The sequence below is a fragment of the Janthinobacterium sp. GMG1 genome (assembly GCF_034427795.1).
Classification (GTDB): Bacteria; Pseudomonadota; Gammaproteobacteria; order Burkholderiales; family Burkholderiaceae_D; genus Janthinobacterium.
In genome coordinates this window covers 49040-68623 of record NZ_JAXQNT010000004.1, presented here as the reverse complement: position 1 = coordinate 68623, position 19584 = coordinate 49040, and the positions used below count along the sequence as shown (strand labels likewise).

At 64.1% G+C, this 19584-nt stretch carries 16 protein-coding genes; 2 read left to right on the top strand and 14 right to left on the bottom strand.

Going from position 1 to position 19584, the window contains the following annotated elements; all coding sequences use genetic code 11:
• Positions 1-2: 2 nt before the first annotated feature.
• The 12 genes from SJI03_RS12185 to SJI03_RS12130 all read right to left on the bottom strand — a co-directional run bounded on the left by SJI03_RS12185 (position 3) and on the right by SJI03_RS12130 (position 14044).
• Entirely contained in the window at positions 3-2126 is a 2124-nt protein-coding gene (locus tag SJI03_RS12185) for a TonB-dependent receptor family protein (RefSeq protein WP_322427369.1), read from the bottom strand.
• A 77-nt stretch (positions 2127-2203) separates the two neighbouring features.
• Complete coding sequence (locus SJI03_RS12180; protein ID WP_233516250.1) at positions 2204-2614, bottom strand: DUF2946 domain-containing protein; 411 nt, start codon at positions 2612-2614, stop codon at positions 2204-2206.
• 47 nt (positions 2615-2661) lie between these two features.
• Positions 2662-3258, bottom strand: coding sequence for a PqiC family protein (locus SJI03_RS12175; RefSeq protein ID WP_322427368.1), 597 nt, complete (start codon positions 3256-3258; stop codon positions 2662-2664).
• Positions 3255-4886, bottom strand: a complete 1632-nt coding sequence (locus SJI03_RS12170; RefSeq protein ID WP_322427367.1) for an intermembrane transport protein PqiB — start codon at positions 4884-4886, stop codon at positions 3255-3257. Before SJI03_RS12170 ends, SJI03_RS12175 begins: the two co-directional genes overlap by 4 nt.
• Complete coding sequence (locus SJI03_RS12165) at positions 4879-6171, bottom strand: paraquat-inducible protein A (RefSeq protein ID WP_416208745.1); 1293 nt, start codon at positions 6169-6171, stop codon at positions 4879-4881. The genes SJI03_RS12170 and SJI03_RS12165 overlap by 8 nt, the downstream gene beginning before the upstream one ends.
• Positions 6172-6299: 128 nt before the next feature.
• Positions 6300-7649 (bottom strand): amidase, encoded by a 1350-nt coding sequence (locus SJI03_RS12160; protein ID WP_322427366.1) that lies wholly within the window; start codon positions 7647-7649, stop codon positions 6300-6302.
• A gap of 5 nt (positions 7650-7654) precedes the next feature.
• The gene (locus SJI03_RS12155; protein ID WP_219311135.1) at positions 7655-8332 is read right to left on the bottom strand and encodes a DUF2848 domain-containing protein; all 678 of its coding nucleotides are present in this window, start codon (positions 8330-8332) and stop codon (positions 7655-7657) included.
• 7 nt (positions 8333-8339) lie between these two features.
• Positions 8340-9668 (bottom strand): MFS transporter, encoded by a 1329-nt coding sequence (locus tag SJI03_RS12150; protein WP_322427365.1) that lies wholly within the window; start codon positions 9666-9668, stop codon positions 8340-8342.
• Positions 9669-9776: 108 nt separating this feature from the next.
• The gene (locus SJI03_RS12145) at positions 9777-10448 is read right to left on the bottom strand and encodes a DUF4286 family protein (protein WP_322427364.1); all 672 of its coding nucleotides are present in this window, start codon (positions 10446-10448) and stop codon (positions 9777-9779) included.
• 147 nt (positions 10449-10595) lie between these two features.
• Positions 10596-11522: a LysR family transcriptional regulator gene (locus SJI03_RS12140; RefSeq protein WP_322427363.1), complete on the bottom strand. Its 927-nt coding sequence runs from the start codon at positions 11520-11522 to the stop codon at positions 10596-10598.
• 57 nt (positions 11523-11579) lie between these two features.
• The gene (locus SJI03_RS12135; RefSeq protein ID WP_322427362.1) at positions 11580-12815 is read right to left on the bottom strand and encodes a M20/M25/M40 family metallo-hydrolase; all 1236 of its coding nucleotides are present in this window, start codon (positions 12813-12815) and stop codon (positions 11580-11582) included.
• Positions 12812-14044 (bottom strand): urate hydroxylase PuuD, encoded by a 1233-nt coding sequence (locus SJI03_RS12130; RefSeq protein WP_322427361.1) that lies wholly within the window; start codon positions 14042-14044, stop codon positions 12812-12814. The genes SJI03_RS12135 and SJI03_RS12130 overlap by 4 nt, the downstream gene beginning before the upstream one ends.
• A 131-nt stretch (positions 14045-14175) precedes the next feature.
• On the opposite strand from SJI03_RS12130, the gene SJI03_RS12125 reads away from it, so the two are divergent.
• Together SJI03_RS12125 and SJI03_RS12120 are read left to right on the top strand one after the other, a co-directional pair.
• A complete protein-coding gene (locus tag SJI03_RS12125; RefSeq protein ID WP_034754583.1) occupies positions 14176-15114 on the top strand; it encodes a LysR family transcriptional regulator in 939 nt (312 codons plus the stop codon).
• 73 nt (positions 15115-15187) lie between these two features.
• The gene (locus SJI03_RS12120) at positions 15188-16942 is read left to right on the top strand and encodes an allantoate amidohydrolase (protein WP_322427360.1); all 1755 of its coding nucleotides are present in this window, start codon (positions 15188-15190) and stop codon (positions 16940-16942) included.
• Between the two features lie 2 nt (positions 16943-16944).
• Here SJI03_RS12120 and SJI03_RS12115 read toward each other — a convergent pair whose 3' ends face one another.
• On the bottom strand, positions 16945-18180 hold the full coding sequence (locus SJI03_RS12115) for a Zn-dependent hydrolase (RefSeq protein ID WP_099379331.1): 1236 nt from the start codon (positions 18178-18180) through the stop codon (positions 16945-16947).
• 10 nt (positions 18181-18190) lie between these two features.
• Positions 18191-19582, bottom strand: a complete 1392-nt coding sequence (gene hydA / locus SJI03_RS12110; protein ID WP_322427359.1) for a dihydropyrimidinase — start codon at positions 19580-19582, stop codon at positions 18191-18193.
• Positions 19583-19584 lie beyond the last annotated feature (2 nt).

Below are 19584 nucleotides of genomic sequence, written 5' to 3'. Positions count from 1 at the left end.
CCTCACAGTGCGTTGAAGGTATAGCCCAGGCCCAGCATCACGCTGCGCGGCGCGCCGGGCGTGTACTGGTTCTGCGTATTGGCCGCGTAGCTGCCCGTGCCCGCGTAACTGCTGCTGGCCGAATCGGCATAGCGTTTATCTGCCAGGTTGCGCACCTGCGCCCACGCTTCCAGCCCGCGCGCGAGCTGATAGCTGGCGCGCAGGTTCAGCAAGGCGTGGCCCTGGTACTCCACCGTGTTGGCATTGTTCATCCAGTAGCGGCCCTGGTGCACGGCTTCGAGCGCGATACGGGCGCCGGCCACGGGCTTGTAGCCGATCTCGATCGAAGTGATGTCGCGCGGCGCCTGCGGCATGGTGCGGCCGCTGTAATCGAGGGTGGACGACACCTGGTAGCGCAGGTAGCGGTGGCGCGCGATGGCCGTGGCGAAGCGCGCGTCGAACGGGCCGCTGTCGTAGTTCAGGCCCAGCTCCAGGCCTTCGCTGCGCGTGCGCCCCGCATTGCGGTTTTCGCTGTTGCCCGGCGAGAGCGTGTAGCTGACGATGGTGTCGCGCCCGTCGAGCCGGTACAGGGCCGTGTCGAGTTTCAAGCGGCCCTGCAAAAAGGCCCAGCGCAAGCCCAGTTCATAGTTGTTGTAGACGGACGGCTGCAAATCGGCGATGCCCGTCTTGCCATACAGCTGGCTCACCTCGGGCGGCGTGAAGCCCTGGCTGACGTTCGCATACGCGCTGCCCGCATGGCCAATGGCGTAGGTGGCGCCCAGCTTCGGGCTCACATGCGAAAAGCTGCGCGACTCGTCGGGCGCACCGTAATTGACGCTGCCGCCGGGCGCCAGCTTGTTATGGTAGTCGTAGCGGATGGCGTCCGAGCGCCCGCCCAGCACCACGCGCGTACCGGCCAGCGGCGTAAATTCCCATTGCGCGAAGACGGCCGTATTGAGGATATCCGTCTGGTAGTCGCGCACGCCCTGCGGGTTGCTCGCATTGGCCAGCGAATAGCGCAGATAGCGGCCCGTGGCCGCATCGCGCACGATGGACAGGTTATCGCTGACAAAGGGATTGTCGCTCTTGTCGACATACACGCCGGCAATCAGGCGCGAACGCAGCCACGCGAATTCCTGCTGGTGTTTCACGTCCAGCCCCAGCGAATCGACGTGGTTGTTGTTGATGACGCCCTTGCACAGCATGCCCGCGCAGCTGCCGATGGAGTACGCGGGAATCTGCCCATGGTCGTTCTTGCGCGTAAACACGGTGACGGTGCTCGTGCCATTGGCCGTCGTCGCGCCTTCCCACGCCAGATTCATGCGCGTGGTCTTGTCCTTGCGGTAGGTGAACGTGTTCAGGCTCTTGCCAGGATTGCTGCGGTAATCATTCTCGAACAGGCTGCCCGTCATGGCCGCATCGAGATCCGTGTGGACGATGGTGGCGCGCAGCTGCGAGGTGGGGCTGAGCGCATAGTCGGCGCGCAGCGAGAACGAATCCTTGTCGCCATAGCTGTACTCTTGCCAGTTGTCGCGCGAGCGGCGCGAACTGTAGTGGGAAAAGCGCAATCCCAGCGGCCCCCAGGTATCGCTGGCGGACGTATCGTAGCGGGTAAAGCCAGCCACGCTGTCGCGTCGCACGCCGACCTTGGCCGTAGGCGTCGCGCTGGCGCCGGCCGTGAGAAAATTGACGGCGCCACCGACGGCGTTGCTGCCATACAGCGAGGATGCGGCGCCCTTCACCACTTCCACGCCGCTGGCGCCCGCCATGTTCATCTCGTTGAGCGAGTTATGGTTGAAGACACCCAGCGGGCGGATGGGAATGCCGTCTTCCAGGTACTGATAGACGGCATTCGTGCCGATCGGCTGGCGGATGCTCATGCTGTGCTGCTCGTTGCCCAGGTCATTCCAGTACACGCCGGCGATGCGGTTGAGGATATCGCCCATGGTCTTGGGCTTGTCGCGTTCCAGGTTTTTGGCGTTGACCACGCCGATGGCCTGCGGCGTCTCGGACAGCCACGATTGCGCGCGCGAGCCGGAAACGACGACGGTGTCGATGGCGTGGTCGGCTTGATCAGTTTGCTGCGCCCGCGCGCAGGGGTAAGCCACGGTGATGGCGACGGCCAGCACCAATAATGTCTTGTTCATGTGATTCTCGTTTAAGTGTGCGGATGCGGCGCGTCACATCGCAAGGTGGACAGCGCCAACATTGAAAATGCAAAAACTTAAACGAGGGCGGGCGGCGCGCGCGATTGCGCGGTGGACCAGATGAACAGGGGGGATGGGGACTGGTAGTACAGTGCCGGGAAAATGGCCGTGCCGCTGGCCACAGGCAGCGGCAGCACGGGGTTCGTCGGCGGCAGGCCGACGGAACCCGCATGCGTGGAACAGAAGGCGCAATGCTCCATCTGCATGGCCTTGCCGCCGGATTTTTCGTCGGCAGCGCCGTCATCATCGGCCTGCACAAGCTGAACGAAGCGGATGCCGGCCACCGAGCAGATTTCGGCCCAGCCGGAGCCGGACTCCTGCTTGGCGTTGGCGACGGCCTGGGAAATCGATGGCGCGAGCGCCGCCAGCAGGATCGCAAAGCAGGCGATCCAGGCGGCGAAGCGGCGCGTGAACAAGGTCATTCCCATGGCCGCATTTTACCAGCGGCCGCCGGGACTGGGTAGCGGAAAGCGGCTCAGGCGGCCGGGCAGGCGGCGTTGCCGTTGTCAAAAGCGCGCACCACGCTCGCCGTATCGGCGGCGATGCGGCTCACGGCGCGGCGATGACCGAGCACCAGTTCATCGTAGCCGGCACCCACTTTTTCATTGGCTATCGTGCGGCAAGTGACTACCTTGCTGCTGGCCAGCTGGCGCACGCTCCACACGGCGTCGATCAGCGCGTACTGTCCCATCACCGATTCAAAACGCTGCACGTTGGTACTGATGCGGTACACGGGCAAGTTGTCCGGATGCGGCGTGCGGAATACATCGATGGCGCCCAGATCGCTCGTCACCGCCGTCGACAGGGCCTGGCCGATCTCGCCGGCCAGCGGCCCCGCCCAGCGCTGCTGCTCCAGCAATTCGATGCGGCCCGATGGCGCCGTCACAACAAACTGGTTGCGGCTCACCTGCTGCGGCACGCTGACGGCCAGCACCTCGACATAGTATTTGACGGGTTTGGCCGGCTGCGCGTCGGCGCCGCCACTGAGCGTATAGAAATGCTCGGGCTGTGGCGTAGAGCAGGCGCCCAGCAGGCTGGCCGCCAGCAGCGCGGAAAAAATTGGCTTCATCATTTTTTTTCATCTCCTTTTTTACCGCGGATCAGGGACTCGGGATGACGTTCCAGGTAGTCCGACAGCGCGTTCAGCGATTGCAGGGTTTGCGTCAGCTGCTGCAAGGCCTGGCGCACGTCCGACTGCAGCGGCGAATCCTTTTGCAGCACCTGTTCGGCCGTACCGAAGGTCTGTTTCGCCGCCGTCAGGGTATCGCGCATCTCCGGCACCACCTGGCCATCGAGCTGCTTGAACAGGGTATTGGCTTGCTTGATGGTGGCGTTCAGGTTGCTGCCGATCTCCGCGTACGGCACCTGGTCCAGCTTGCGGGCGATGCTGGCGATCTGCGTCTGCAATTCATCGAGGGTATTCGGCACGGTCGGCACTTCCAGCGGATACTTGTTCGACTCCAGCGTCACCTTCGGCGCTTTCGGGAAGAAGTCCAGCGCGATATACAACTGGCTGGTCAGCAGGTTGCCCGTGCGTAGCTGCGCGCGCAAGCCACGGCTGACCATGCGTTCGAGCAGCTGGTGACCGGCCGAGCCTTCCTCATCGTCGACAGCGGCCTTGAAGCGCATGCCCAGGCGAGCCGGATACAGATTGACGGTGACGGGCATGCGGAAGTTCTTCTTCACAGGATCGAACTCGATGCCCACCGAACGCACCTCGCCCAGCACGATCCCGCGGAAGTCCACCGTGGCGCCAGGCTGCAAGCCGCGCAGCGACTGGTCGAAATAGAACACGGTGGTGATCGCCTCGCCATCGGGTTCGCGCATGGCGCTGGCCTCGTCGGCCGCCAGGCGGAAATTGGTATTGGCCGGCGCCGGCTCCTCCGGCTTGCGGCCATTTTCCGCCTCGAAGGCGATGCCGCCCACCAGCATCGCCGCCAGCGACTGCGTATTCAATTTGAAGCCGTTGGAATCCAAGCGCACGTCGACGCCGCTGGCATGCCACCAGCGCGCATTCTTGCCGACGAACTGGTCGTACGGCGCATTCACGAAGACGGACATGGTGATGCCGTTGCCATCCTTGTCCAGCGCGAAGCTGACCACCTTGCCCACGCGCAGGCGGTGGAAGAACAGGGGCGAGCCCACGTCGACGGAGCCGAGACTGTCCGCATGCAGGGTGTACAGCTTGCCCTTCTGGTCACCGGCCACGGCGGGCGGACTCTCCATGCCGAGGAAATTCTCCTTTTTGGCTTCCGACTTGCCCGTATCGACGCCGATGTAGGCGCCCGACAGCAAGGTGCCCAGGCCCGTCACGCCGCTGGCGCCGATCTGCGGGCGCACCACCCAGAAGCGCGAATCGGCGGTGGCGAAGCGGCGCGCTTCCTTGCTCATGTCGATCGTCACCAGCACCTTGCTCAAGTCCTCGCCCAGGGTGATGGCGCGCACCTGGCCGATATCGACATCCTTGTATTTGACCTTGGTCTTGCCCGGCTCCAGTCCTTCGGCGCTCTTGAAGCTGACCGTCACCGTGGGTCCCTGGTCGAGGATGGACTTGGCGGCCAGGCCGGCGCCGATCAGCGCGGCCAGCAGCGGAATGAGCCATACCAGCGACGGCAGCCAGCGGCTGGCCGGGTCCACATCGGGTTCGGGCAGAGGCCGCGCGCCGGTTTCGGCAAGGTCGCCCGTTTCTTTGTCAGCCATGCTGTTCTCCAATCACTGTATTGTTTCCGGTATTTGCTGCACTGCTGCGTTTTTCATCCTCGGCCGCCTTGTCGTCGACGGGGTCCCAGATCAGGCGCGGGTCGAACTGCATCGCCGCCAGCATGGTCAGCACCACCACGGCGCCAAAGGCCAACGCGCCGGGTCCGGCCGTGATCACGGCCAGCGACTTGAAGCGCACCAGCGCCACCGTCAGGGTGACAACAAAGATGTCGAGCATGGACCAGCGGCCGATGAATTCGACCATGCGGTACAAGATGGTGCGCTGGCGCGGCCGCCACCGCGAGCGCCGCTGCGCCGTAAACGCCAGCAGCGCCAGCACGCCCAGTTTCAGCATCGGCACGACCACGCTGGCGATGAAAATGATGATGGCCAGGCCTTTCGAGCCGCTGGTCCAGAACAGCACCACACCGCTCATGATGGTGTCGTCCTGCGCGCCGAACAGCGATTGCGTCACCATCACGGGCAGCAGGTTGGCGGGAATGTAGAGGATCATGGCGGCGATCAGCAGGGCCCAAGTGCGGTTGATGCTGTCCGGTTTGCGCACGTGCAGGGCCGTGCCGCAGCGCACGCACGCCAGGTGCTTGCCCTTGCTCCGGGGCGGTGCCACCAGCCCGCAGGCATGGCAGGGCAACACTTTTTCACCCGGTGCGAAGGCCTTGTAGCGGATGCCGGGCAGCGCCTGGCGGGTCAGGTCGTCGCCCAGGTTCCACAGGGCCTTGGGGTCGAACGAGACGACGATGGCCAGCATCAGGGTCAGCGCGCCAAACGCGAACAAGCCCGGTTGCGGCAGCACCGTGGCCAGGCTGGTCATCTTGACGACGGTGATCAGGATGCCGATCATCAGCACCTCCGTCATGCCCCACTCGCGCGCCGTCTGCACGGCGCGCAGCACGCGGTTAAAGCCCGGCACCTTGACGCCGCCGCGCAAGCCCAGCGCCACATACAGCAGCGAACCGAGTTCGATGGCGGGAAAGAGGATGGTAAACAGGAAGACCATCGTCGCGACGATGTGCATCTGCTCGGACCACAGCACGCGGATGGAACCGAGCAAGGTGGCGCTGGAAGTGAGGCCGTTGACGTCGAGTTCGACGATGGGGAAAAACTGGGCGATCAGGAAGACAAAGGCGGCGCCCAGGGTCAGCGCCACCACCTTGCTCAATTCCGCCGATGCGCCCCGCGCGTGGGCGCCGCGATACAACACCGAGCGGCAACGGATGCAGCGCGCCTTTTCGCGTGGACGCAGCGGACGTTTGCGGTACAGCACGCCGCAGTCATGACAGCTAATCAGGTCGTATCGGTGCACAGTATGAAGTTTGCCGGCGCCCGAAGCGCGACTTTCCCATGTTAATGCCAGCCATCATGACAGAGTTGGCATTTTCCTGCACTACGGCACTATTCTTTTTTACTCCCCCGCAACAGCGCCTCCACGGCGCGGCCGATTTGCAGTACCCGATCGTCGGCGCCCGCCAGGCCGCAGATGCCCAGGCCCACGGGCAGCCCACCCTCTGCATGGCATGGCAAGGACAGCGCGCAGCCGTCGAGGAAGTTGATCACGCTGGCGTTGCGCAGCACCAGGCCATTCGTGGCAAAGAAGGTGGCGTCATCCGCTTCCAGCGGCGCGACTTCCGGCGCGAGAATCGCCACGCTGGGCATCAGCCAGGCGTCGAATGGCGCCAGACGCTGCTTCGCGATGGCGATCAGGCGCGCGCGCGCATCGAGCAAGTCGATGTAGTCAGCCGCGCCCTGCTGCTGGCCACGGCGGATGCGCGCCGCCACGCGCTGGTCGTACTGCGCGCCCTTCTCTTCCAGCAACACCTTGTGCCAGTGCCAGGCTTCCGCCGCCACCAGCCCACCGCCGCCATTGATCGTCGGTAGCTCCAGCAATTCGGGAAAGTCGAACTGCTCCACCAGGGCGCCGGCTTGCCGCAGCTTGTCCAGCGCGGCATCGAAAGCCTGCTGTACTTGCGGCGCCACATGCGTGCCGACGTAGTCAAGGGTAAAGCCGAAGCGCAAGCCTTTCAGTGCTGGCGCCTGCGCGCCGATGTCATGGCCAGACAAGGCCGCGTACAACATGGCGCAGCAGTCGACGCTGTGCGCGATGGGGCCGACCGAATCGAGGGAGCGCGACAGAGGCACCGTGCCGGCCAGCGACACGGAAGCCGCCGTCGGCTTGAAACCCGTCAGGCCGCAAAAGGCGGACGGGATGCGGATCGAGCCGCCCGTGTCCGTACCCAGCGCACCGGCCGCCATCGCCAACGCCACCGTCACGGCGCCGCCCGAGGTGGAGCCGCCCGCGACCCGTTCGCGGTCGTGCGGATTGCGCGGCGTGCCGTAATGGGGATTCAAGCCCAGGCCAGAAAACGCGAATTCGCTCATGTTGGTGCGGCCCAGCAGGATGGCGCCGGCCGCGCGCAGGCGCGCCACGGCAAGCGCATCGGCAGCGGCGGGCGGGGCGTCAGCCAGCGCCAGCGAGGCGGCGCTGCTGACCTGCCCCCTGACGTCGAACAGATCCTTGATCGAGATGGGCACGCCGGCCAGTGGCGAAGGCACCAGGCCTGCGGCGCGTGCCGCATCACTGGCACGGGCCTCGGCCAGCGCCTGCTCTCCATCAAGGCTGACATAGGCATGGCCGCCCTGCGCCTGGTGCGCCTCGGCGCGTGCCAGCATGCGTTGCGTCAGTTCCACGCTGGTGATGCGGCCGGCGGCCAGGTCGGCGGCCAGTTCACGGATGGTCTTGGTCATTGCATTTATCCTTCCACGGGCAGGGTTTGCACGGCATAGCGGTGCTGCAGGCGGCGCTGCAAAGCTGGATCATACAGCTCCAGTTCGAAGGCGTCGCCATGGCCCATCTCGCCGATGATGGGCTGCGTGCCGCAGAACATGGCGCTGCCCACCGGCAGGGTCGCCTGCCCCGTGTAGCGCAAGATCAGGTCTTCCGGCGACAGCATGCGCGTCACGGGACCATCCTGGTACAGGGCCGGCACGCCGGCGCGCTCGCGCCAGGAGCGCATCTGCAACTGGTCCCAGTGGCCGGCCACGTCGGCATAGCGCCACAGGGTGTCGCCTACGGGCTTGCCGCACATCTGCTTGGACACCGTCACGCCATAGCTTTCCACCTTGCGGTCCGTATGATCGGAGCCGATGCCCACCAGCAGGCCGTATGCCGTGGAAAACAGCACGAATTCCGCCTCACCGGACGAATCGCTGCCCGGCACTTCGATGGCAGCGTCGCTGGAGAGCAGGGCCGCAGAGACCCGGTAAAACGTCGGCACGCTTTTCGGACGCGCCACGCCGATGGCTTCCAGTTCGGCGATATGGTGCTCCACCATCGCCATGTCGCGGCCCGTCCAGCCGGCGATGATGAGGTGATCGATGTCGAAGGTGACGGGGCCGTGGCCGGCCAGGTTGAAGGTATGGGTGGTCATGATTTTCTTATTCCTCAAGGGGGCCGCGGCCCGTTTCTCTGGCCGCAAAGACGGCGGCGCCGGTGATCAGCAAGGCGGCCGCCACATACAGCGAGACGGCCATGGTGCTGTTGTACGAGCGATACAGGCTGGCGATGACGAGCGGCGCGAAACCGCCGCCGATGACGCCGGCCAGGGTGTAGGCCAGCGAAGACCCCGCATAGCGTACCTTGGTAGGGAACTGCTCGATGACGAAGGCGGCCTGCGGACCGTACATGATGGCGTGGATGACCAGGCCCACGACGACGGCCGTGACGATGGCGGCCGGGCTGGCCGTGTCTAACAAGGTAAAGAAGGCAAACGCCCACACGAGACCCAGGATGGCGCCCAGCGCATACACGGGACGGCGGCCGATCTTGTCCGACAGCGCGCCAAACACGGGCACCGCCAATGCATTGCAGGCCGTGCCGATCATGATGGCGGTCAGTGCCAGCGTCGACGACAGGTGCAGCACCGTCGTCACGTACGTCAGGGTGAACACCACCACCAGTGCATACAGCACGTCCGAGCCGATGCGCACGCCGCCGGCGATCAGCAAACGGCGCCAATAGAGGCGCAGCACGTCACCGATCGGCGCTTCCGCCTTCGCATCCTGCTGATCGAGTTCCTTGAACAGCGGAGTTTCCTCGATGCCGCTGCGTATCCACATGCCGAACGCCAGCAGCAGCAGGCTGGCGATGAATGGCATGCGCCAGCCCCAGTCCATGAATGCTTCATGCGGCAGCAGATAGGTGATCAGGCCAATGCAGCCGGTCGCCAGCAAGGTGCCGAACGATGGTCCCACCTGCGTCCACGAAGCGTTGCGGCCCCGCTTGTCCGGCGCGCCGTGTTCGACGGAGATCAGTACGGCGCCCGCCCATTCGCCACCCAAGGCGATGCCCTGGACGAAGCGCAACGCCACCAGCAGGATGGGGCTCCAGATGCCGGCCGTCGCATAAGTCGGCAAGAGGCCCATCAGGCCCGTTGTCACGCCCATCAGCATCAGGGTCACCACCAGCACCCAGCGACGTCCCAGCTTGTCGCCCAGGTGACCGAAGATCACGCCGCCGATGGGACGCGAGATATAGCCGACGGCATATGTGGAAAAGGCCAGGATGGTGCCCGTCAGCGGGTCGAACGAGGGAAAGAACAGGTGGTTGAAGATCAGTGCGGCCATGGTGTTGTAGACGGTGAAGTCATACCATTCCAGGGTCGTGCCGACCATGCTGGCCGTGGCCAGGCGGCCCGTCTTGGCCGTCGTAGCCTTCTCGCCCGGTGCCTGGGCCGCCGGATGCGCAGCGTTCGTATATGTGCTCATTGCCTACCTCTCTCGTCAGTTTTATTGCAGGCCCGGCGCAGGATGCTTTGCCCTGCGCCGTGGCCCGTGTCTCGTGTTATCCGTGCCGGCAAGATGCGCGCGGCGATGTCAGGCCGCGTGCAGGTCGGCCTCGCGCAGTTGCCAGGACAGTTGCAGGATGGCCGCCTCGGCGCCATCAAGGCCCAGCGCCGCGCTGGCGGCATCGGCGGCCGCCGCGGCGGCGCTTTCCGACGAGGCGTCGATCAGGAAAATCGGATCGAGCACGCGGCCCTCCTTCTGCTCCGCAGGCAGGGGGCCGGACAGCTTCGCGTCAGGTGTCAGCAGGCGCGTGGCAATGACGCCGTCGATCTGCAACAGCTTTGTTCCCAGCGTCGCCAAGCCTGCCACGGCTTGCGCATCCTGGCCAATGGCGGGCGCGCCCAGGCGCAGCACGACCAGCCAGGCGCCCGTGCCCATGCCCGTTTCCGCCTCGATGGCGCAGACGCGGCGCATCGGGTCAACCATGCGCTGCAGATTCGTCAGCGACCATGGCGTCTGCTGGCCGAAAGCCTTGAAATAGTCGGGAGTCTGGAAAGCGCCCAGCGAATCGGTGCAGTACAGGCCCAGGTACTTGCGGGGACCGCGCACATTCTGGTAGCGCGTGCCGCTGACAAAACCGGGAATGCGCACGCGCTCTTCCACGTGTTCGCGGTCGTACCAGCGGTTGAAATCGCGTTCGTGTTCGGGGTCGGCGCTGGTCCAGACAAACAGCATGCCTGGCAAGGTGGGGGACGTCGTCATGATGGTTCCGTTCTGCGTTATGGGGGGTGTGCCAACCCAGAATAGGTGGCGCGCCATCACTTGGCAAACGGGTTATTCTGAACGCGACTGATAAGTTTTTCTTGTGGGTCGCCGAGGTGGCAGCAACTTATAACAGCAATTTAATTGTCACGCCCGGGCACCGGCGCCATATTCCTCACCCAGTCCCAGAGTGAACCTGGCCGCCTCCTCGCACGCCAGCATGGCCACCAACTGGATCGCTTCCGTCGTGAGGTCTTCGCTGTAGCTGATGACGATGCGCTGCGGTGCAAGGCTGCTGGTGCAGGGAATCAGGGCAATGTGGCCCTGCTCGATTTCCTCGCGCAAAGGTGCCAGCGGCAGCACGGCGATGCCGAAACCCGCTTTGACCAGGCGCACGATGGCGGAGATCGAGCTGACGCAGTGGACGCGGCCCAACTGCACGCCCTCATCCTGGCACAACGCCTTCAAGGCGGAATGCGGCTGCGAGCCCCGGTTCATGGTGATGATCGGGTGCTGCGCCAGTTGCGCCACCGTGAAGGGCTTGCCCGTGTCGGGCCAGTCGGCAGCCCTGCCGGCCCAGCCCATGGCGATGGCGCCGCTGCCCGTACTGCGGATATGGTCGCCCGTCAGCATGTCCGTCTGCAGCGCAATATCGAGCTCGCCCTGTTGCAGCTGTTCGTGCAGACGGCGCGTCGATTCCGACGTCAATTGAATTTCGATGCCCGGATAGCGCTCCTGCACGCGCTGCAGGAACGGGATCAGCCAGGTATGCACGATGGTTTCGATGACCCCGATGCGCACTTCGCCCGTGATCAGCGCGGGCGAGGAATTGGCCGCATACATGTCGCGGCACAGTTCCAGCATGCGCTCGGCGTACACGAGCAGGTTACGCCCGGCGAAGGTCAGGCGGATTTCACGCGCATCGCGGTCGAACAAACGCGTGCCGAAATCCTGCTCCAGCGAGGCGATGCGATTGGAAATGGCCGCCTGCGTGATGTGCAGCTTGTCGGCCGCCGTGCGAAAACTGCCCAGCCGTGCAGCCCAGACAAACGCTTCGAGAAAACGGGTATTCAATGGCGCTCTTCTTCACATAAGGTGTGGTCGCCCCATTGTAAGCCAAAGCGCCCCGTCCTATTTCTCCGCCAGGAAGTCCAGCAAGGTCAGGGCGACGATCTTGCTGGCCTTGCGCAAGTCGTCCAATGCCAAGCGTTCATCGGCCTTCTTCGCATTCGATTCTGGCACCGTGCGCGGGCCGGCGCCATACAGCACGGCGGGGATGCCCCGCTCGCCATACAGGCGCGCATCCGCATACAGGGGCGTTCCGACGGCGGGAATCGTCTCGCCCAGAATCGCCTGCGCATTCTTTTGCAGACTGCCGACCAGCTGCTCGGAACCGGGCAAGGGGCGCAGCGCGTGCGACAGCAGCAGGCGGCGGATCTCGATGCGGATGCCAGGCTCGCCGTGCACGGCGTCCTCGATCAGCGCGCGCACCTGCGCTTCCACCGCCACCGGATCTTCTTCCGGAATCATGCGGCGATCCATCTTCATGACGACCTTGCCCGGCACCACATTGGTATTCGTGCCGCCGTCGATGCGCCCCACCAGCATGGTGGGCGAGTCGATGCCGACCACTTTCGATTTGATCTTTTTCAGCTCCGGCAACTGCCCATAGATGGCATTGAGGATCTTGTTAGCCGCCTGCAGCGCGTCGTGCCCCGTCTCCGGCATGGAGCCGTGGCCGGACTTGCCGTGCACGGTGATTTCCAGCTGCAGGCAGGCGTTGTGCGCCGTGACGATACCGTAGCTGAAACCGGCGGCGATGACGAAATCGGGCTTCGTCAGCTGCTGTTCCAGCAGCCAGCCCGGTCCCAGCAAGCCGCCGAATTCCTCGTCGTACGTAAAATGCAGTTCCAGCCGGCCTTTGAGTGGGATACCCAGCGCCTCCAGGGCGCGCGCGGCAAACACATAGGTGGCGAAATCGCCCTTCGACACGGCCGTCGCGCGGCCGTAGATATAGCCGCCGTCGATCTGGCCGCCATACGGCGGATACGTCCAGTTGTCGCCGGGCGGCACCACGTCGCCATGCGCATTCAGGGCCACGGTCGGCCCGCCTGCACCATAAGGCCGGCGCACGATCAGATTGGTGATGCTCTGCATGCCGTAGGCCTCGACCTGGTCGGCAGGCACAGCGTGCTTTTCAGCGTGCCAGCCATATGCCTGCAGCAATTGGGCCACCAGATCCGCATGCGGCGCGTTATTGCCGGGCGGCGTATCCGTCGGCTGCTGCACCACCTGCTGTAAAAAGGCGACTTCCTCGTCGAAGTGCTCGTCGATCCAGGCCGTGATTTTTTCTGCGTGCGTAGTCATTTTTCTCCTTGCATGGTCTGTTGCAGCCAGGCGCCAAGTTCACTGCGCTCAGCCTCCGTCATATTCGTCAGGTTCCCGATCGGCATGGCCTTCAATTCAATGGCCTGCTTGTAGATTTGCGCCGCGTGCTGGCGGATTTGGGTTTCATTATCGAGCATCATGCCGGCCGGCGCCGTGGCAAAACCAGCTTGCGTGGGCTGGGCCGAATGGCAGGTGGCGCAGCGCTGGGCGATGATGGCATGCACGCTCTTGAACTGCGCGACAGGATCCACCGCCGGCGCGGCCGCCACGGCCACCGGTGCTTTCGGCGCGATGGCGATAGCCACGGCCAGCAGCAGTGCCACGCCGATGGCCGGATAGCGCCACTCGACTCTTCCCTTGTGGCGCAGGTTGAAGAAGTGGCGGATGAAGACGCCGGCCGCCATGATCAGTGCCAGCACCAGCCACGCGTGGTCGTTGCGGTAAGTCATCGCGTAATGGTTGCTGATCATGATGAACAGCACCGGCAACGTAAAATAATTGTTATGCACGCTGCGCTGCTTGGCCTTCAAGCCGTGCTTGGGATCGGGCAGCTTGCCGGCCGCCATGGCCTCGACCATCTTGCGCTGGCCGGGAATGATCAGCATCAGCACATTGGCCACCATGATGGTGCCAATCATGGCGCCCACGTGGATGTAGGCGGCGCGCCCGCTGAGCAAATGAGTGAGCACGTAGGCGGCGCCGACGATCAGCGCGAACACCGTCACGCCGAACCACAATTCATACTGCGCCAATTTTGACCTGCACAGCAGGTCGTACACGGTCCAGCCGATGACGAGGGTGGCGATGCCGATGCCGACGGCCTGCCCGCTGGAGATGTCCGCCACGGCCTTGTCGATCATCATGGCCTGAGCATTGAAGTAATACGCGATGGTCAGCAGCGCGAAACCGGACAGCCACGTGGAATACGCCTCCCACTTGAACCAGTGCAGCTCCTTCGGCAATTCGGCGGGCGCCACCAGGTATTTTTGCGGATTGTAGAAGCCGCCGCCATGCACGGCCCACAGTTCTCCCGACACGCCCTTCTTCGCCAGCTCGGAGCCGGGCGCGGGCGGGCGGATCGAGTTATCGAGCCAGACAAAATAAAAGGAAGCACCGATCCAGGCGATGCCCGTGATGACGTGCAGCCAGCGGACGATCAGGTTCAGCCACTCAAGGCCGTACGGGATCAGGTAGGCAAATACTTCCATAAATTTCCTCTAGTCAGACCGAACCAATATTCGTGCCAATCTACACAAGATAAACGGATTTACCGCCCATCACATGAAAAATATCGTATATTTGACATATTCAAATCGATATACAACAAAGCCGCCGCCACATGTCCAGCCTGCCGCAACACCTCGACCTGCACCTGATCCGCATCCTCTACCTGCTACTGGTGGAAAAGAATGTCTCGCGCGTGGCACTCAAACTCAATCAGCCGCAGCCTTCGATTTCCGCCTCCCTGCGCAAGCTGCGCGAACTGACGGGCGACCCGCTGCTCGTGCGCGGCGCGCGCGGCATGGTGCCGACCCAGCATGGCGAAAGCCTGCTCAATCCGGCCAAGCGCATCCTCGACCAGACGGAGAGCCTGTTCGTCAAGAAGACGCCGTTCGTGGCGCAGGAAGAGGCGCGCACCTTCCATATCGCCGCACCCGACTACCTGGACAGCCAGTTCCTGCCCAACGTGGTGGCGCTGCTGCGCCGCGGCTCACCGAAAAGCCGCGTCGTGCTGCATAGCCTGGGACCGGGCATCGACCATATCCGCCAACTCTCCGATGGGGGCCTGGACCTGGTGATCGCCAACTGGGACGAGCCGCCCGCCCACCTGCACATTTCGAAGCTGTTCGAAGACCCTATCATCTGCGCCATGCATGCGGAAAACGCCTATGCGCGCCGCACGGCCAGCGACGCCATGACCCTCGACGACTATCTGAGCCTGCCCCACGTGGCGCCGTCGCAGATGATGCCCGGCTACCACGGCGTGATCGACTCCTTCCTCGAACGGCAAAATCTGCAGCGCAACGTGGTGGTGGAATCGGCGTACTTCGGCCTGATCCCCTACATGCTGACGCAGACGGACCTGGTGCTCACCACGGGCCGGCAATTCATGCGTTTCTATGAAAAAACCCTGCCGCTGAAAACGTATACCGTGCCTCTGAAATTCCCGCCGATGCGCTTTTACCAGTTGTGGCACCAGCGCGTGCACCAGGCGCCCGAGCACAAATGGCTGCGCGACCAGGTCAGCGCGGCCGCCAAGGCGCTGGTGCAGCGATAGCCGCTATCAGCACGCGCATATAATAGAGACAGGAACGGGGCGCTATCATCACCGCTTGCATGATCGGAAAACCATGACCACCCTTTCAGACCTGAACGCCGGCAGCCCGGCAGACTTTATCGCACGGCTGCATGGCATCTATGAACACTCGCCCTGGATCGCCCAGCGTGCGGCACCGGCCCGGCCGTTTGCCAGCCTGACAGCACTCAAGACGGTGCTGCAGCGCGTGCTGGCGCAAGCCTCGCCCGAAGAGCAACTGGGGCTGATACGCGCTCACCCGGAGCTGGCCGGCAAGGCTGCCATCGCAGGACAGCTGACGGCGGAATCAACGCGCGAGCAGGCCAAGTCCGGCCTGAACCTGTGCAGCGCCGAGGAGTTTTCCATCTTGCAGCGCCTGAATAGCGACTACAACGCCAAGTTCGGCTTTCCCTTCATCCTGGCCGTCAAGGGCCCGACGGGCGAAGGCTTGACGCGCCAGGACATCATCGCCACGTTTGCGCGGCGCCTGAAGAACCGGCGCGCCGATGAACTGGCCGAATCGCTGCGGCAGATCAAGCGCATCGCCGAACTGCGCCTGAACGAGCTGTTCGACGTGCGCCTGGACTTCGGCCCGGCCATCATGCAGCAGGCGGAAACCTTGGCCGGCTGGAGCGACAGCGATTACAACCTGACCTGCGCCTATCTGACGCCGGCGCACCAGAAGACGGCCGCGCAGCTGGCCGACTGGATGCGGGATGCCGGCATGCAGGTGCACATCGACGCCGTCGGCAATGTCGTCGGCCGCTATCTGTCCAACGCGCCAGGCGCGAAAACCCTGATGACGGGATCCCATTACGATACGGTGCGCAACGGCGGCAAGTACGATGGCCGGCTGGGCATCGTGCTGCCGATCGCCGTCGTGCGCCACCTGCATGAGCGGGGCGAAAAGCTGCCGTTTCACTTCGAGATTGTCGGCTTCGCCGAGGAAGAAGGCGTGCGTTTCAAGAGCACGTTTTTGGGCAGCACGGCTGTCACGGGCAAGTTCGACGTCTCGCTGCTGGAGCAACTCGATGCGGATGGCGTGAGCATGCGCGACGCGCTGGCCGCCGCCGGCCACGAGGCGAGCGCCATCGGCGCCATCGCGCGCGATCCCGCCGACTTGCTCGGTTATGTGGAAGTGCATATCGAGCAGGGTCCCGTACTGCTGGAACGCGACCTGCCGCTGGGAATCGTCACGGCGATTGCCGGCAGCTCGCGCTACCTGGTCAATCTTGGCGGCGTGGCCAGCCACGCGGGCACCACGCCCATGACCATGCGCAAGGATGCGGCCAGCGCGGCCGCCGAAATCATCCTGCTGGTGGAACAGCGCTGCAACCAGGGCGAGGCGCTGGTGGGTACCGTGGGCCAGCTGCACGTGCCCAACGGTTCCGTCAACGTGATCGCCGGCGCCTGCACCCTGTCGCTCGATATCCGCGCAGCCAGCGACACCGTGCGCCAGGCGGCCGTCGACGATATCCTTGATGGCATCGCCGCTATCTGCGCACGGCGCCAGATCGACTATCATCTGGAACTGCTGCTGTCGGCGCGTGCGGCGCCGTGCGCGCCGTGGCTGATGGCGCAGCTGGCGCAAGCCGTGGAATCGGTCGGCATCGAACCGTATGCGCTGTTGTCGGGCGCCGGCCACGACGCCATGGCCATGGCCGCCATCACCGACGTAGCCATGCTGTTTACCCGCTGCGGCAATGGCGGCATCAGCCACAACCCGCTGGAAACCATGACGGCAGACGACGCCGACATCGCGGCGCGCGCGCTGCTGGCGTTTTTGCGCAGCTTCCAGCCCAAGCCCTGAGCTTACACAGCCACGGCCCGCTCCAGCATCGCGTGCAGCAGCACGTTGCAGCCCGCTTCCAGGTGCTCGGGCTTGGCGTCTTCGATTTCATTGTGGCTGATGCCGTCCTTGCACGGCACGAAGATCATGCCCGCCGGCGCCAGACGGGCCGCGTAGATGGCGTCGTGGCCGGCGCCGGAGACCACGTCCATCACCGAGTAGCCCAGCTTTTCAGTTGCGTTGCGCACGGCACCCACACAATCGGGGTGGAACGGGCATGGCGGGTAGTAGGACACTCTTTCCAGTGAAATGCCCAAGCCTGACTTCTCGCGCGTGGCGTCGATGAAGGCCGTGATCTCGCCATGCATGGTGTTGAGCAGTTCGTCGTTCACGTTGCGCAGGTCGATGCTGAATGTGACTTCGCCGGGGATCACGTTGCGGCTGTTCGGGAACACCTGCACCATGCCCACCGTGCCGCGTCCATATGGCGGGTAGCGGTTGGCAATCGCCACCACCTCCTGCATGATGCTGGTGGCCACCTGCAGCGCATCCTTGCGCAATCCCATGGGCGTGGGACCCGCATGCGCTTCCATGCCCGTGACCACGCAGTCATACCACGACAGGCCCATCACGGCAGGCACCACGCCGATGACTTTATCGGCATCTTCCAGCACGGGGCCCTGTTCGATATGCGTTTCAAAATAGGCGCCGATGGGATGGTCGCCCGGCACCTGCTCGCCCTTGTATCCGATGCGCGCCAGCTCCTCGCCCACGGTTTTTCCTTCCGTGTCTTTCGCCGCATACGCCGTCTCCAGCGAGAAGGCGCCGCAGAACACGCCGGAACCCATCATCACGGGCACGAAGCGCGAGCCTTCCTCATTGGTCCAGAAGGCCACCTCGATGGGCGCCAGCGTCTTGATCTGTAAATCGTTCAAGGTACGCACCACTTCCAGGCCGGCCAGCACGCCGTAATTGCCATCGAACTTGCCGCCCGTGGGCTGCGTGTCGATATGGCTGCCCGTCATCACGGGCGGCAGGCTATTGTCGGTGCCGTCGCGGCGCATGAAGACATTGCCGATCTGGTCGATCGTGATGCTCATGCCCGCTTCGCGGCCCCAGCCTACCACCAGGTCGCGGCCTTCTTTGTCGAGGTCCGTCAGAGCCAAGCGCTTGACGCCGCCCTTCGCTGTCGCGCCGATCTGCGCCAGTTCCATCAGGGCCGCCCACAGGCGCTCACCATTGATACGCAATGCATCCATCGTCAACTCCTTATGCGGTGGTGGCGGAAAACGCGGGCCGTTCGACATAGCGCCCTGCCCCTTCGACGGCCATCAGCTCGCCCTTGTGGAACACCACCTTGCCAGCGGCAATCGTGGTGCTGGGGATGCCGCGCACGGTGCGCCCTTCGAAGACGTTGAAGCCTCCCTTGGCGAACTGCGTAGCGGCGGAAATGGTGCGCGTGCCCTGCGGATCCCATAGTACGATGTCGGCATCGCTGCCCGCGGCGATGACGCCCTTGCGCGGATACATATTGAAAATTTGCGCCGCATTGGTGGAACTCACCTTGACGAATTCGGAAGGCGTCAGCATGCCGGAATTGACGCCAGCGTCCCACACCACGGCCATGCGTTCCTCGACGCCGCCGCAACCGTTCGGGATGCGCGTGAAGTCGTCCTTGCCGGCCGCCTTCTGCTCGGCGCAAAAGGTACAGTGGTCGGTGGCTGTCGTGTGCAGGTTGCCGCTTTGCAGGCCGTGCCACAAAGCTGCCTGATGGTGCTTGCCGCGAAACGGAGGACTCATGACGTGGCCCGCCACGTAGTCGAAATCGTCGCTCTGGTAGACGCGGTCGTCGATCACCAGATGGCCCGCCAGCGCCTCGCCATACACGCGCTGACCGTTGGCGCGCGCCCGCGTGATGGCGTCAAGCGATTCCGCGCACGAGACGTGCACAATGTACACGGGAGTATTGAGGACGTTGGCAATGGCGATGGCGCGGTTGGCCGCCTCCACTTCCACGGCCGGTGGGCGCGACAGCGGGTGCGCCTGCGGTCCGGTAATCCCCTTCTTCAGCAAGGCTTGCTGCAATTGAAAAACCAGCTCGCCGTTTTCCGCGTGCACGGTGGGCAGCGCGCCCAGCTCCAGGGAACGGGTAAAGCTTTTTACCAGTGTTTCATCGTCGGCCATGATGGCGTTTTTATAGGCCATGAAGTGCTTGAAGCTGTTCACGCCATGCTCGCGCACGAGGATGCCCATTTCTTCATGTACCTGCTCGCTCCACCAGGTGATCGCCACGTGGAAGGTATAGTCGCCGGCCGCCTTGGCCGACCACGCGCGCCACTGGTGATATGCCTCGATCAGCGACTGCTTCGGCGCGGGAATGACGAAGTCCATGATGGTGGTGGTACCGCCCGCCAGACCCGCCGCCGTGCCCGTGAAAAAATCGTCGGACGTCACGGTGCCCATGAAGGGCAGATTCATGTGCGTGTGCGTGTCTATCCCGCCCGGCATCACGTACAGGCCGCCCGCGTCGATCACCGTGGCGCCAGCCGGAACCGGCAGGTTCTCGCCGACGGCGGCGATGATGTCGCCCTCGATCAGCACATCGGCGCGAAACGCGCGGTCGGCGTTGACGACGGTACCGCCACGTATCAGTGTAGTCATCT